Here is a 16,035-nt window from a genome sequence, read left to right as displayed (position 1 = left end):
GTTAAATTCTTGATTGTGTTTGCAATTTCTTTTTATCAAAATCGGCGTAACGATATTCTGCACGCAATAGAATATTATTAGTCACCGTAAAATCAATATCCCCCCTATAGTAAAATTAACCATTGTCTTTGTTTCATCAGATTAGACGCCACTCCAAGAAAATGCAGAAGCAGTCACAACTGGTGCAACTTTATGTGGAACCACAACGTCTGCAGCCTGTGCCGCAGAAGAGGAAATCAAAGCAATAACAAAAGTCGCCATTATTTTATATTCATAAATTTTACTTCTAATTATTCTGGTGCATATGCTACACACCTATGCAAAAAATCTGTAGTAAAAATAACACAATTATAAAAATCATAAAAAATAGAGGCCCTGTCAAAGACAGAGCCTCTTAATAATTTAACTTTTGCTACAAACTAGAATTTATAAGCCACACCAACACGGAAATCATTGGTCTTGTAGCTAAATTTGTTATTATCCTTCACGAATTCCTTTTTACCGAAATCTGAGTAACGGTATTCCGCACGCAATAGCACATTATCGGTCATAGCGAAATCAACACCACCACCAACGGTATAACCAACAAACGTCTTTGTTTTATCCAACAAGGCCGCAGAAGTAACTTCCTGATTATCTGCCTTTGCTGTTACTTTAACAGAATTAATAGCTTGCATCTGTGCATAAGCAACACCACCAGCAACATATGGCATAATGTGATCAGCGATTGCAAAACCGATACGTACACGAGTAGCACCAGACCATTTTTCTTTTAAAGCAGTACTATCTGTACGCTTGTCATCTGCTTGGATATTATTAACTTGCTTTCCTGGAGCAGCTTTGGCGCCAGCTGCTGTAAGAGAGTTCTTAAAATTCTCAAGATTACCTCCTCCAATCTCCTTTGGAGAAAGCGTTTTTGTGTCTTCTCGGTCAGCCCAAACTGCATCAGTTTCAACCCCTAAAACGAGTCCACTTCCAAGGTCCATATTGGAACCTGCGTAAATGCCTCCCATGAAACCTGAAGGCTTAGGTGTTGCATCTTTACCAAGTTTATTTTTTCCTGAATCAGTTATCTCAACTTTGCTCGAAAAGTTTCCAACTTGAGCACCAATATAGAAACCTGTCCAAGAAAATGCAGGGGCAGTAACAACTGGTACTGCCTCATGTGGAACTACAACGTCTGCAGCCTGTGCCGCAGTAGCTGAAATCAAAGAGATAACAGATACTGTCATTAAAGATTTTATATTCATAAATTTTGCTCCTATTATTTATGCTGCATATGTTACACGCCTATTAAAAAAAAATCTGTAGTAAAAATAACACAGTTACATAAAATAGAGGCCCCACTCGGAGTTGGAACCTCTTAATGCTTCGCTCTAACCCAAATCTCGTAAGTTAAAATACACTCAACTTGTTGATATTAAATATTAATCTCTGTTTACTGTTTGTGCATTTCTTTTTACTAAAATTAAAACTTGGCGACATTTCCCATGTGTAATAATTCGTATTATGTGGCAATACAGCAATAGAAAATAACAGGAGCTTCCCAAAGACAAAGCCCCTGCGTAATTTAAACTTATAATATGTTAAAACTTGTAAGCTACACCAACACGGAAATCATTGGTTTTGTAAGAAGTTTCATATTCATCGTTTGAAAATTTCTTCTTACCAAAATCCGAATAACGATATTCTGCACGCACAATAACATTATTGGTCATAGCAAAATCAACGCCAGCACCAAGGGTGTAACCAACAAAGGCTTTCGTTTCATCAGACAGGTTACCAGACGCTTTTACTTTACCTGTCTGTTGGTCTGTTATTGATATCGAAGCAATATCTTGAATCTGTGTATAAGCAATACCACCAGCAATATAAGGCAGAATGCGTTCAGCAGCAAAGCCAATTCGTACCCGCGTAGCACCAGCCCACTTCTCTTTAAAAGTGAAAGTCTGCGTTCGCTTATTATTAGCTTGAAGATCGCCATCAATCTTAATACCAGCTTCTTTCAGCATCTTAGTAATATATGCCACATGATTTTCTTGAATTTCGTATGCTGGCCCTGTTTTCGTATGACTTTTGTCAGTCCAAATGATATCTGTATCAACCCCTAGAATAAGGCCATTGCCAAGATCAATATTAGAACCTGCATAAAGCCCCCCTATGAAGCCAGATAATTTAGGTAAAAAGTCATCACTTACGGGAATGGTTTTCCCTTTACTAAGAATATCCATCTTCGTTTTACTTGAAAAACCGCCAATCTGTCCACCAACATAAAGACCTGTCCAAGAAAAAGATGGAGTAACAATAACCGGTGCAACAGATGTAGAACTGTGGGGAACAATAACATCTGCTGCATGCGCTGCTGAAGCTGAAACAAAAGCGAAAGCAGAAGCTGTTATTAACCATTTCATATTCATAATTTCTCTCCATATCTGAATATTTGAATGTGCAGTCTCATATAGAGCCACAACTCTAGATATCTGTAGTAAAAATGACACACTTATAAAAAAAGCTTCTTCTCTCCTTTAGCTATTTGATTGAATGAAATTATAAGCTACGCTAATGAGAGTTATCCTCGACAAATTCAATACTGTCCCTTGTCTTTCAAAGTCTGAAATATCACTGGCCACAATACAGACATATATTGTCAGTTATTGATTGCAATACATCACCGCACAATAATGCCTTTGATTTCACCCATCGCATTACCATACATAGTTAGATTTCTCTCTAAATTACCCCAACACTGGTATCACATTAAAAACACATAAACCACGTACCACCCTCACTTTAAAGTTGGCAATAATATACCCCCCCCTAAATTTTGTAAAAATATACCTTTTAACATCACGGCATCGCTTATTAAAAACTCAACGGCCCCCGTGAGAATTTTGGTCTCTTAAAATTTTTACGAGATCCCAAATCTCTTTTTTTACCCCGATGTGACACCGGTACTAATTTCACGACTGCCCTCCTCTGGCCATTATCAATATAGGAAAACTCCCCTTGAAAAATTTCAGATACGGTACTGTTACCCTGTTCATTAGAAGAAGCAGAAGAAAATATTCTTTGTTCCAGCTTTTGAGCAACAACAAAACTAGCTCCCTCAGCTATAGAAATTGAAGCAAAAATAGCAAAAGCTGTAATAATATATTTCATGTTCATAGATATAACTCCTTATAAATATCCATAATGAATTTTACCTAGTGCCTTCGCTTTAGATTTCCATAGAAAAATGATATGCTGAATAGACAAAAAGCCAGAATTCTAAAAAACTGAGCCTTGTAATAATTTAATTTTAAAATAAATGAAAAATTTTTAAGCTATGCGAACGCAGAAATCACTGATTTTGTAACCAATAAGATACAAGCCTCTAACAAATGTCAAAATAAACAGACATTTACTAACGTATTTCTTTAGCAAAGATATTACATCTGATCTATAATAATGCAGTTTCGACAGCTTTCATATAGCAAAGCTTTTATGTAACATTCTTACCCATATTTTCTGCTTTCACTTCTCCATAAAACTGTCTGTTTCTTTTGATAAACTTAAAAATAAAGGCAAGTTATAAACACAAAAAGGACAGATTCATAATTGTTATTGTACAATCATTCAAATGAAATAAAGCTCACTACACTAAGAATTATGTCACAAACACAGTTGTAAAAACAGATGGCAAAACAAAATACCCATAATATATGGGCATTTTGTTTTGGGACATTACTTATTCTCTTTGTTGATTTTAAAGCCATTTAAAATTTAGTTATGTGCGAAAATATCAACCTCCGCCCACCCTAAAAGATCAAGTTTTGCCCTCATAGGCAAAAATTCAAAACATGCCTTTGCAACATTTTCCCGCTCCTCACGTCTTAAGCGTTCTTCAAATATATCCTTTAAACGATGCAGATATAAAACATCCGATGCAGCATATTCAATTTGCGCACGTGATAAAGTTTCAGCAGCCCAATCCGAAGATTGCTGCTGTTTAGAAATATTCACATTCAACAACTCACCACAAATTTCCTTCAATCCATGACGATCTGTATAGGTCCGCGTGAGTTTTGAAGCAATCTTTGTACAAAAAACCATATCCGGCATAACGCCAAATGTATGTGCTAAAATAGAAAGATCAAAACGCCCAAAATGAAATATTTTGGTAATTGCCTTATCTTCAAGCAATTTAACCAAATTCGGCGCACTCTTTTGTCTTTTAGCAATCTGTATAACGTCAGCAGTACCATCTCCAGAAGAAAGCTGAACAACACATAAACGATCGCGGTGAGGCTGTAACCCTAAAGTTTCAGTATCAATTGCAATAGCATCAACTTGATAATTGTCTAAGTTTGGTAAATCACCTTGATGAACACGAATTTCCGTCATCTACCCTCCTGTTTTTGCTAAAGCTGCAAGAATACGCGCCCAAGACCGCTGCCCTTTATGAAACGATTTGAGGTTATATTTTTCATTAGGTGAATGAATACAATCATCAGCTAATGCAAACCCAACCAAAACAGTTTCCATACCAAGAATTGACTGAAAGTCTCCAACAATCGGAATCGAACCACCCATGACTGTTAATAAAGCCGGATTTCTCCACTCTTGCGATAAAGCTTCCTTTGTTGCCTCGATAAAAGGGGAATCATAGGGAAGCTGAATTGCTGGAGAAGCACCATGTGCCTTAAATGCAACTGTACAATCAGCAGGAATAACACTGCGCACATAATCACGAAAAGCTTGACGTATTTTCTCTGGATCTTGCTTATGTACTAAACGAAAAGACACTTTCGCACTTGCCTGAGAAGCAATAACCGTTTTAATTCCCTCTTCCTCATAACCACCACTAATACCATTAATTTCTGCTGTAGGACGCGCCCATACTAGTTCTAAAATGCTTCGTCCTTTTTCACCAGCAGGGATGGAAAGACCAATAGGACCAAGAAAATTTTCAGCATTACAATTAAGCTCATTCCATGATTGCAAAATATGTGGAGGAGTTTCTTCCACTCCATCATAAAAGCCAGGAATTGTTATTCTATTATTTTCGTCATGAAGCCCTGCCAAAACTTTAGCTAAAATGCGAATGGGGTTGGCTGCTGCTCCCCCAAAATAACCAGAATGCAAATCACGATTAGCAGCTGTGATGATAACCTCTTCTGCCATAATTCCCCGAAGAGCAACAGAAACAGATGGTGTATCTGAGTCCCACATTGACGTGTCACAAACTAATGCACAATCAGCTCTAAGCTCATCCTTATTTTCTTTCAAAAAAGGAATAAGGGAAGGAGAAGAAATTTCTTCCTCACCTTCACATAAAATAGTAACTTTAATAGGAAGCTGCCCTGTCTCTTGCTTAAATGCACGGCATGCTTCAATAAACGTCATGAGCTGACCTTTGTCATCTGAAGCCCCACGAGCACAAATAACTTTCTCTCCATTTCTTTCTTTTAAAGAAGGTATAAATGGATCATCTTCCCATAAACCCAGCGGATCAACAGGTTGAACATCATAATGACCATAAAACAAAACATGCAGACAATCATCTGAAGGTCCTGAATGATGCCCAACAACTATCGGATGTCCTGGTGTATCACGCCTTGAAGCATCAAAGCCAATACTTCTTAAATCCTCTACAAGCCAATCAGCCGTTTCACGACATGCATCCTTATAAGCCGAGTTTGTAGAAATCGATTGAAAACGTAAAAGAGAAAAAAGGCGTTCAAGGCTCCTTTCTATATTTTCATCAAGATATGTTAGCACTTTATTTAGCATAAAAAAAAACCTCCAAAGCCTTTTGTAATTATATAAAGGACTTTAAGCTTCTTGTAGGATTTTGCAAGATACTTCATTCATTTTTGACACTGTGAACAGTAAAAACTTGAACGCCCAGATTGCAAAATACGAACGATAGGCGTTCCACATTGAAAACATTCTTTGCCTTCTCGTCCATAAACTGAAAAAGCATGTTGAAAATAACCAAGTGAGCCATCTACATGCATATAATCACGTAAAGAAGATCCACCAGACAAAATAGCTTCAGAAATAACATTGCGTATATTTTGCGCTAAAGAATCTGCAAATTCACGTGCACGTATAGTTTTAGATGCTAATGTAAATGCACCCCGTTGTGGAGATAAGCGACTACGCCAAAGTGCTTCGCAAACATAAATATTCCCAAGACCCGCAACGACAGACTGATCAAGCAAAACTCTCTTAAGAGATATTTTTTTATTAACAAAAGCCTTTTGTAAATAACTACCAGAAAATGTATTACTCATAGGCTCAATCCCTAGCCTCTTTAAAAGTTTATGTTCATAAAGTCTGGTTGTATCTACTAAAAGCATAAATCCAAAACGACGTACATCATTATAAGTAAGATGATAAAATTTTCCATCCTTGGCCTGAATATACATAACAAAGTGATCATGCTTAATAAATTTACTTGTAGTAGAAGATGCTTTTCTTAAAAGATCATCCTCTATGCGCCATGATCCCGACATTCCTAAATGGCTCAAAATCGTTTCATTTTGTGAAAGATGAAACAACAAATATTTCGCGCGTCGTCTAAGCTCTATAATCGTCCGCCCCATAAGCCGCTCAGAAAACGCCTCAGGGAAAGGAAACCTCAAATCTCTACGATTAAGCATAACAGATATAATCTTTGCATCCGTTATAATCGGCTCAAGTCCACGACGAACGGTTTCTACTTCAGGAAGTTCAGGCATTTATTTTTTTAATTATTACACATTTTCTAACAATAACATCAAAAAAATAATAATATTAAGCCCATTCGCCCTTACGAAATACAGGAACTTGCATTCCATCTTGCGTAATGCCGTCTATGTCAATTTCACCAGATCCAATCATCCAATCAATATGAATCATGCTCTTATTACCACCACGTTCTGCAATTTCCTCTGCCGTTAATGATGCTCCATCCAAAAAGCACTTGGAATAACATTGTCCTAAAGCAATATGACATGCAGCATTTTCATCAAATAATGTATTATAAAAAAGAAAGTCGCTTTTAGAAATCGGTGAAGAATGTGGAACAAGAGCAACTTCACCCAATCGACTCGCACCTTCATCACTTTGCAAAATCTGTTTCAAAACTTCTTGTCCTGTCGAAGCACGTGCATCAATAACACGCCCCGCTTCAAACCTCATCTCAATATTATCAATTAGTGCTCCTTGGTAGGAAAGAGGCTTTGTCGAACGAACAAAACCTTCAACCCTATGAGCATGAGGAGTAGTGAATACCTCTTCTGTTGGAATATTAGGATTGCAGACAACACCATTTTTAGCAACTGATGCACCTCCATGCCATTCATGATCATCTGCTAAACCAACTTTTAAATCAGTCCCTGGCCCCGTAAAGTGCAAAGCAGAAAAACGCTGTTTATTAAGCCAAGATGATCTTTGCTTCAAAGTTGCATTATGGACAGACCACGCATGCACTGGATCTTCTTCTGTAACACGTGAAGCAGAAAAAATTGCATTAGCTAATTTCTTAATCGCTTCATGAAGTGGCAAAGAAGGAAACATCGCCTCAGCCCACCCCGTTGTTGGATAAGCAACAATCGACCAATTCATAGCAAAATTTGATATTTTCTTGAGAGCCGGTTGGTAAGCCATTGAAGTGGCCTTATTTAAACGTGCAACCTTATCAAAATCTTGGTTAGAAAGTAGTAAAGGATTATCACCAACAATAGCTAAACGTGCTGCGCCATTTTCAAAAGCTTTAGCCATTCCCTCATACAACCAAGAAGGTGCACAATCAAAACTAGCAGTATGAGCATTTTCAAAACGTGTAAGCAATAACATATCATCACTAAAAAGTGGTGTAATTACACCAGCACCAATCTTATAAGCATGATATGCAATACGCCGAACTAAAGGTAATGCTGAAACTGGAGCAGTTAGAACAAGATCCTGTCCTTCTTGTAAATTCAGCCCAACTTTTACCGTAATTTCTGCAAGACGATTAAGAATTTCAGGGGAAATTGTCTCATGAATATCAAAGTACATTACCAATATCCTTTCTTTTTTATGAAAAATTTACCGGCTTCTGTACCGTTCTTCTAACATTGCTACAATCGCATTTAACTGATCTGATGAGGGTATAACGTAAGCCATAATTGTTTTGCTTTCTCCCTCCTTATCTATATAATGAGGTGCATAGATAGGAATGGGAACTTTATTAAGTTGTACTACAGCAAAAGATTTATTGCGCACGTTGTTTTCTTGTACTACTTCTATCGAAAGAGATGTATTTTGTTTTTCCTCTGCTTTTATTCCTTTACTTACTATACTTGCATCCATGAAACTCGATGCAATACCAACACGTTCTTGAAAAAAAGCATAAGCAACATCATAAGGACGATCATTGCTAGGAACTTGAAGAGATCCATCACGTGAGCGCTTTTCATAAAAAGCATTTCCCCCTGCAACACGAACATAGTGCATATTTTTATAAGGAAAAGATAAACCAGCAGTATGGAAAAATTTAGCGTTTTTAAGTTTTTTATCTCGTTCACCGCGTAAAACAGCATCTGCTGCCTCTTTAACACGGTCAACAGATGAAGACTCCGTCATAGAACGCGTTAAAACACCAGGAGCAAACTGTTTGTATTGACCAACAACTCCGCAAATTGTTTTTGGATAAGCGCTTGAATTAACACGATTCATAACAACAGTGCCAACAGCAATCATTCCTTCACGGCTTGTACGATTTGATTCAAAATACATTGCACGCATAAGGCATTGGCGTTCAGTCAGTGGATACCTTACTGTTTTTGTCTTTTTATTATCATTTACGTTTCTAACACCAAAGTGATTTGAAGCACACCCCACAATAACCAACGGTGCTATAAAACAGCTAACAAAAACAGTCCAAAAATTTTTTTTCATTTTATATAACGCATCCTCTTACACAACACATCCTCATGTCTTCGAAATATTCAAAATCTGAGTGCGTTTTAAATGTATCTTCAAAGAAAGTATATGGTTAATTGTTACAACTTAGTAAAATTTTAATAAAAGTAGTAATTAAAAGGCATTTATGCCAAATAAAAAATAAAAGAAACTTAATTTACAGTTTAATACCATCCTTATTATAGTCAACTGTATTCATAACAATATCAATCCTTACATTTTAAATCTCAATAAAATAATAAGTCCTCGCAAACTCTCCAAAAATCTAAAGATGAAAAAGATTGGAGTATTAAAACTATCTATATTGATTTGAAAAAATCAATACAAATATCCCTTTCAAAACAAATGCAAATACAATGATCGGAAAAAGTTGCCACTCCAGCTAAAGTATGAATATTGATACCCTCCAATATCCAAATCTGTCAAATTTAAGACCAAAAACTGTAAGATTATCTTGAAAAGCCTATTTTCTGCTTCTTTGCACTCGCCGATATATTTCTATTATATTCTGCTTAAAATTATACTATAAAAAACAATCAATAGCTTTCTATATCCAAGCTAAAAAACATTTTATACATTGAAAAAAATGTTAATCTGTCTTTTTTTCTTCTACCCCAACTTTATAGGTAAGATCATCGCGAGAACGCTCAGAAGACATATGATAACCCGTTATGATATAATGCAGCATTTCCGCAATATTAGTAACATGATCACCAATTCGTTCAATATTTTTTAAACAAAAAAGTAAGTGTGTACAAACCGTAATATTGCGCATATCTTCCATCATATACGTCAGAAGCTCACGAAAAAGAGAAGTATACAGAGCATCAATTTTACCATCACGCTCACGTACTGTATCAATACGATCCAATAGACGACTAGTGTAAGCATTCAACACCTCTTTTAACTGATTGAGTGCTAAAGCTGTAATTGTTTCAAGCCCATGGTAAAAAGCTGCAGATTGACGTATTTCTGAAAGTGTTACCGTTCGCTTAGCAATGTTTTTTGCCATATCCCCAATCCGTTCAAGATCAGAAGAAATACGAATGGCACCAATAATTTCACGCAAATCAACAGCCATCGGTTGGCGTTTACAAATAATGGTAATTGCTTTCTCATCAATGTCACGTTCTGCTTCATCTAAAAATAAATCATCAGCAATAACTATCGACGCAAGTTGAAGATCACTACACACAATAGATGTAACAGCACGTTCAATCATTCTTTCCGCATGATTACCCATTTCTGTAATCCTTGCTTTCAAATATTTTAGTTCCGCATCATAAGAACGGACAGTATGGTTCATAGACATATATTATACTCCTCAATTCACCTATCCAAAACGCCCCGTAATATAATCTTGCGTCTTTTGCTCTTTTGGTGAAGTGAAGATCATTTCAGTTGCACCAACTTCTACCAAATGCCCTAAATGAAACATAGCTGTATATTGAGAAACGCGTGCTGCCTGTTGCATAGAATGTGTCACAATAACAATGGTATAATTTTGTCGTAATGCATCAATAAGTTCTTCAATACGCGCTGTTGCTATTGGATCAAGAGCGGAACAGGGTTCATCCATTAAAATAACTTCAGGATTAACTGCAATGGCACGCGCGATACACAAGCGCTGTTGCTGCCCTCCCGATAAACTTGTTCCTGCCTCATGGAGACGATCTTTTACTTCTTCAAATAAACCTGCCTGTTTCAAACTCCTTTCAACCACATCATGCAATTCAGCACGGGATTTGACTAAACCGTGAATGCGTGGACCATAAGCAACATTCTCAAAGATAGATTTTGGAAAAGGACTAGGCTTTTGAAAAACCATCCCAACACGAGCCCGTAATTCTACAACATCAATCCTCTGGTCATAAATATTCTCCCCATCTAAAGTAATAAGACCTGTTATTTTAGCACCTTCAATCGTATCATTCATACGATTGAAACAACGCAAAAAAGTAGACTTTCCACAACCTGAAGGTCCGATCAAAGCCGTAACCTGATGCTCAGGAATATCAAGAGTAATACCGTGAAGTACTTCTTTGTCACCATAAAAAACCTTCACATCCTGACCACGCATTTTAACCTTCATTACAAAAACTCGCCTTACTTTAAAATACAAACCTTACCGAACTTGCTGCTTTATCAAAGTTACCGACGCTGTTCAAATCGTCGACGTAAGAAAACAGCAGAAATATTCATGATCGCAAGAAAAATCATTAATACGATAATAGCACCCGACGATTTTTCAACAAAAGCACGCTCTGCTTCACTCGCCCACATGAAAATCTGAACAGGCAAAGCTGTTGCCGGATCCATGGGGGTAGCAGGAATATTTACAACAAAAGCAACCATTCCAATCAAAAGCAAAGGAGCTGTTTCACCCAGAGCTTGAGCCACTCCAATAATTGTACCAGTCAAAATACCAGGGGCTGCTAAAGGAACAACATGATGAAAAATCATTTGTGTTTTCGATGCTCCCAACCCTAAAGCTGCCGCGCGAATAGAGAGAGGAACAGCACGCAAAGCAGAACGTGTCGAAATAATAACTGTTGGTAAGGTCATAAGAGCCAAGACAAGCCCACCAACAAAAGAGGCGGAACGTGGTAACCCAAAAAAATTAACAAAAACAGCAAGCCCTAAAAGACCAAAAACAATTGAAGGAACAGCTGCAAGGTTATTAATATTAACCTCAATAAAATCTGTAAACTTATTTTTGCGTGCATATTCTTCCAAATAAAGAGCTGTCGCTATTCCTATTGGGAGTGAAACCATTAAAACTATGACTATCATGTAAAAAGAACCAATTATAGCGACCCCTAATCCAGCAGTCTCAGCACGACTTGAAGCACCAAATGTAAAAAAGCCAAAATTAAATGTTTTATAAAGTGTACCGTCAGACGCTAAGCGTCTTATCCATTCTACTTGGCGGTTAGAAACTTTTCGGTTTTTTTCTACCACATGTAAATCTATCTTCCCTTTATAAGCAGAATCGATATCCCCTGCCGCCAAAACTTTGATTTGTTGCGTTGTTCCAATCAGTTTTGGATTCTTTATTACCATTTCACGCAGTTGGGCACGTACACCATTTGAAAACATACGGTTAACATCTCGCAGTGCTACCTTATCATTTTGATCTATACCCAGCTTTTTCGCTAAAGCATTCCGTACAAGAAGGGGATAATTAGCGGTCATAAGCACTTGTGGATTTGTCTCATACTGACCAGTTGGATCAATGATCTCTTCATCCAAATAAACTGATAACGTCATTTCACTTTGAAAAAAAGCTGTATAACCCTGACTAATGATCGACCATAAAAGCGCAAATAAAAAAAATAAACCAATAAAAACAGCAATCACACCATATGCACGGAAACGACATTCAGCCCAATACCGGCGTTTGAGTCCAATATTATGACGAAGAAAAAGAAAATCTTTATTCATTCATATTGTTCCCCATATTTACGCACGATATAAAGAGCAAGAATATTCATCAAAAGAGTTATAACAAAAAGTGTCATTCCTAAAGCAAAAGCAACAAGAGTTTGAGGAGAATTAAACTCAAAATCACCTGTCAATTGATTAACAATTTTAACCGTCATCGTGGTCATAGCTTCAAACGGATTAAGTGTTAAATTTGCTGCGACACCTGCTGCCAAAACCACGATCATCGTCTCTCCAATTGCACGTGATGCTGTCAATAAAATTGCTCCAATAATCCCAGGAAGCGCCGCAGGTATAACCACTTTTTTTATCGTTTCCGATTGTGTTGCTCCTAAACCATACGATCCTTCACGCAAAATGCGTGGAACAGCCGTAATAACATCATCCGACAAAGAGGAAACAAAAGGTATCAACATAATTCCCATCACAATTCCAGCGGTAAAAACACTTTGAGCCATAATAAAGCCAAAACCATTAGAGAGAGAAATAGAAAGATCACGTAAAAATGGTCCGACAACCTTTAAAGCAAAAAAACCATAAACAATGGTTGGAATACCAGCAAGAACTTCTAACAATGGCTTTACTATCGTTCGTAATCGAGCTGAAGCATATTCGGCTATATAAAGGGCTGAAAATAATCCTACTGGCACAGCAAAAAGCATTGCTACAAATGCAATATAAAGTGTACCGGCAAGCAGTGGTATTAAACCAAATTGCCCTACTTCATTGCTCGAACCGCTCACTGAAAAACGCGGATCCCAAACCGTTCCAAAAAAGAAATTTGAAAAAGATACAGACTGAAAAAAGCTCACTGTTTGAAAAAACATGGAAAGTGCAATGGCTACTGTCGTCAAGACTGCAACGATAGACGCACAACCCAACCCAATAACAATTAAACACTCAACCTTATTGCGTGCACGCTGATGGGGAGCAATTTGCATAAGACCACAGATGAAACCAAAGAATGCAATGACAAAAAGGAAGCTATTACCAATAAACTGGAGCTTTTTAGAAGAAGATACCCATGATTGTGCTATCCTTAATACATCATCTGATGCTTCATTAGGTAAAATAAATCCTTTCGTGAATAATTGCGCCCGCACTTCTTCATATGAAGCCGTAGTAAGATCCCCATCAAAACGATGAAGCACTTTGACCAAACTTCGTATAGTCCCCCAAATAAGGTCATGATTCACAAGCTCTGTTATATGCGCACTATAAGCCTCAACTTCTCGAGAAACGCTATACTCTAAATAAATTTTACTCGTACCATTCCAAAAAATTAAAAAAACAAGAGGCGGAATAACAGTTATTAAAAATGTCCACCACCCATAATAATACGCACGAGAATGCATCTTGTAGTGTGCGTATTCAAGAGAGCGTGCTCGCATATAAGAAATACAAAAGCCAACAAATCCAAGAATCAATAACAGAAAAATAATAAAGGAAATGTGCATATTGTCTTTCAATTTTTTTTAAAAGTAGCCCAGAAAATTATTTCAACATCATAACTCTACCAGCAGAAAAAGCAGAACGTTGCGTTTTTCGCTCTTCCTCAGAAGCAAAAACCAAACCATATTCAGCCAAAGGACTATCTGGACCAATTATTTGATCGGAAAGAAAAAAGTCAACATATTCCTGTAATCCTGGAATAATACCTAAATGTGCTTTCTTAACATAGAAAAAGAGCGGACGAGAAATTGGATATTGTCCACTAGAAATTGTTTCAACGGTCGGCGCAAAACCATTAATATCTGCAACCTTTAGCTTATCAGCATTATTTTGATAAAAAGATAAACCAAAAACACCAATTCCTGTTTTATTAGAAGTTAAACGCGCAAATGTTTCAGAATAATCACCATCAATATCAATGACCTTTCCATCCTTCCGCACTGCAACACAAGCAGCGTGTATCTCCTTATCCTTCATCCCTAAAGACTTCATTACATCAACTGCTCCACTATCTTTACAACCTACAGAGAGCAATTTCTCTTCAAAAACTTCACGTGTTCCATGTTTCTCTCCAGGAATATAAGCTGCTATCGTCCAATCAGGAAGAGCACGATTGACTGCACTCCATTTTGAAACGTTATTGGGCTGCAATTTTCCATCTTTAATAATTCGAGCAGCAAGTGCTTTATAAATATCTACAGGCTGTAATTTCCAATCAGGACCATTTATATCTGTTGCAAAGACAATACCATCATATCCAATGCGTACCTCTTCAACATCTTTTACACCAGCATCAATACAAGACTGTAATTCACTAAGCTTCATTGCCCGAGAAGCATTAACGATATCAATTGTGTTCTCCCCAATGCCGCGGCAAAATTCCTTAATACCAGCCCCTGTTCCGCCCGATTCGATAACGGGAACCTTAAAATGAGGATATATTTCTCCAAATATCTCAGCGGCTATCTTTTGGTAAGGCAAAACTGTAGATGAACCAGCTATCTGAATTTGATCACGTGCGTTTCCTCTATGCACTGACAATAGTACCGCAAAAACCAGTCCTACTCCAATGGATAACACTTTGCCCATCCATAAACTCCCTAAAATTTAGGTCAAGACCTACCATTTATATTAAACGGTAATTCTAGTTCATATTTGCAGTATAACAAATATAAAAAAACAACATTAATAACTTTTTCTGATAAAATCATGTTTTTTCTTGTTGTTCAAATAAATTTAATTTGAACGTTTGCACTCAACAATATCCCAGAAAAGATGAGCAACATCTGTACCACCAAAGCGTTTAATTTCACGAATTCCAGTAGGAGATGTCACATTTATTTCTGTTATATAATCTCCAATCACATCAATTCCCACAAGAAGAAGGCCACGTTTCTTTAAAACAGGACCAATACGTTCACAAATTTCATGATCACGTTCTGTTAAATCAATATTTTCTGCCCGACCTCCAACATGCATATTAGAACGAATATCCGTTTCTGCGGCAATCCGATTAATCGCTCCAACAGGGATACCATCAAGCAAAATAATTCGTTTATCCCCTTTTCGCACTGCCTCTAAATAGCGCTGAACAATAAAAGGTTCGTGATAAATTTGCTCAAACATTTCTAAGAGCGATGCTAAATTGCGATCATCCTGTTTCAAATAGAAAACACCAGTACCTCCATTACCATAAAGTGGTTTCACAATAATATCACCAAATGTAGTTCTAAAAGCCATTATTTCTTCAATGTCTTTCGTAATTAAAGTCTCTGGCATTAAATCAGGAAATTCAGTTACAAAAATTTTTTCTGGACTATTGCGCACCCATGCTGGATCATTCACAATCAATGTCTTAGGATGAATGCGTTCTAACAAATGCGTTGTGGTGATATAATTGAGATCAAAAGGCGGGTCTTGGCGTAAAAGAACTACATCCATATCCGTTAACTCTGTGCGTACAGACTTTCCTAATTGATAATGGTTCCCTTCTTCATCATGTACTGTCAATGATTCCAATTGTGCAATCACACAACCATCACGCATAAATAAACGATCTGGTGTATAATGAAAGAGAGCATGTCCGCGCTCTTGCGCTGCTAAAGCAAGTGCAAATGTCGTATCCCCTTGAATCTGAATGGTTGAAATATGATTCATCTGAATGGCAACTTTCATGAATAAAACCTCCCTATACGAAAACAGACT

General features: G+C 37.1%; 14 protein-coding genes and 1 pseudogene. All 15 read right to left on the bottom strand.

Annotated elements, in window-relative coordinates; genetic code table 11:
* Positions 1–147: 147 nt before the first annotated feature.
* Positions 148–261: pseudogene (locus HWV54_RS07250) on the bottom strand (hemin-binding protein E); the annotation flags it as partial.
* 158 nt (positions 262–419) lie between these two features.
* The gene (locus tag HWV54_RS05140) at positions 420–1,250 is read right to left on the bottom strand and encodes an outer membrane protein (RefSeq protein WP_005866070.1); all 831 of its coding nucleotides are present in this window, start codon (positions 1,248–1,250) and stop codon (positions 420–422) included.
* A gap of 336 nt (positions 1,251–1,586) precedes the next feature.
* On the bottom strand, positions 1,587–2,417 hold the full coding sequence (locus HWV54_RS05135) for an outer membrane protein (protein ID WP_005866072.1): 831 nt from the start codon (positions 2,415–2,417) through the stop codon (positions 1,587–1,589).
* Positions 2,418–2,862: 445 nt separating this feature from the next.
* Positions 2,863–3,165, bottom strand: coding sequence for a hypothetical protein (locus HWV54_RS05130; protein ID WP_005866073.1), 303 nt, complete (start codon positions 3,163–3,165; stop codon positions 2,863–2,865).
* 597 nt (positions 3,166–3,762) lie between these two features.
* Positions 3,763–4,383 (bottom strand): ribonuclease D, encoded by a 621-nt coding sequence (locus HWV54_RS05125; protein WP_005866075.1) that lies wholly within the window; start codon positions 4,381–4,383, stop codon positions 3,763–3,765.
* Positions 4,384–5,772, bottom strand: a complete 1,389-nt coding sequence (locus tag HWV54_RS05120; RefSeq protein ID WP_005866077.1) for a M20/M25/M40 family metallo-hydrolase — start codon at positions 5,770–5,772, stop codon at positions 4,384–4,386.
* A 77-nt stretch (positions 5,773–5,849) separates the two neighbouring features.
* A complete protein-coding gene (gene mutM, locus HWV54_RS05115) occupies positions 5,850–6,725 on the bottom strand; it encodes a bifunctional DNA-formamidopyrimidine glycosylase/DNA-(apurinic or apyrimidinic site) lyase (protein ID WP_005866079.1) in 876 nt (291 codons plus the stop codon).
* A gap of 55 nt (positions 6,726–6,780) precedes the next feature.
* Complete coding sequence (locus HWV54_RS05110) at positions 6,781–8,028, bottom strand: aminopeptidase (RefSeq protein WP_005866081.1); 1,248 nt, start codon at positions 8,026–8,028, stop codon at positions 6,781–6,783.
* A 30-nt stretch (positions 8,029–8,058) separates the two neighbouring features.
* Positions 8,059–8,910, bottom strand: a complete 852-nt coding sequence (locus tag HWV54_RS05105) for a cell wall hydrolase (RefSeq protein ID WP_005866083.1) — start codon at positions 8,908–8,910, stop codon at positions 8,059–8,061.
* A gap of 613 nt (positions 8,911–9,523) precedes the next feature.
* Positions 9,524–10,246 carry a phosphate signaling complex protein PhoU gene (gene phoU / locus HWV54_RS05100; RefSeq protein WP_005866085.1) on the bottom strand — a complete coding sequence of 241 codons (723 nt, stop codon included), beginning with the start codon at positions 10,244–10,246 and terminating at the stop codon, positions 9,524–9,526.
* 21 nt (positions 10,247–10,267) lie between these two features.
* Complete coding sequence (gene pstB / locus HWV54_RS05095; protein ID WP_005866087.1) at positions 10,268–11,026, bottom strand: phosphate ABC transporter ATP-binding protein PstB; 759 nt, start codon at positions 11,024–11,026, stop codon at positions 10,268–10,270.
* Between the two features lie 59 nt (positions 11,027–11,085).
* Complete coding sequence (gene pstA / locus HWV54_RS05090; RefSeq protein ID WP_005866089.1) at positions 11,086–12,378, bottom strand: phosphate ABC transporter permease PstA; 1,293 nt, start codon at positions 12,376–12,378, stop codon at positions 11,086–11,088.
* Positions 12,375–13,835 carry a phosphate ABC transporter permease subunit PstC gene (gene pstC / locus HWV54_RS05085; protein ID WP_005866091.1) on the bottom strand — a complete coding sequence of 487 codons (1,461 nt, stop codon included), beginning with the start codon at positions 13,833–13,835 and terminating at the stop codon, positions 12,375–12,377. Before pstC ends, pstA begins: the two co-directional genes overlap by 4 nt.
* Before the next feature lie 37 nt (positions 13,836–13,872).
* On the bottom strand, positions 13,873–14,919 hold the full coding sequence (locus HWV54_RS05080) for a PstS family phosphate ABC transporter substrate-binding protein (RefSeq protein WP_005866093.1): 1,047 nt from the start codon (positions 14,917–14,919) through the stop codon (positions 13,873–13,875).
* Between the two features lie 147 nt (positions 14,920–15,066).
* Positions 15,067–16,005, bottom strand: coding sequence for a glutathione synthase (gene gshB / locus HWV54_RS05075; RefSeq protein WP_005866095.1), 939 nt, complete (start codon positions 16,003–16,005; stop codon positions 15,067–15,069).
* Positions 16,006–16,035 lie beyond the last annotated feature (30 nt).

The organism is Bartonella alsatica, from assembly GCF_013388295.1.
GTDB lineage: Bacteria > Pseudomonadota > Alphaproteobacteria > Rhizobiales > Rhizobiaceae > Bartonella > Bartonella alsatica.
The sequence above is the reverse complement of the archived record's forward strand: the minus strand, read 5'-3'. Positions and strand labels throughout refer to the sequence as shown.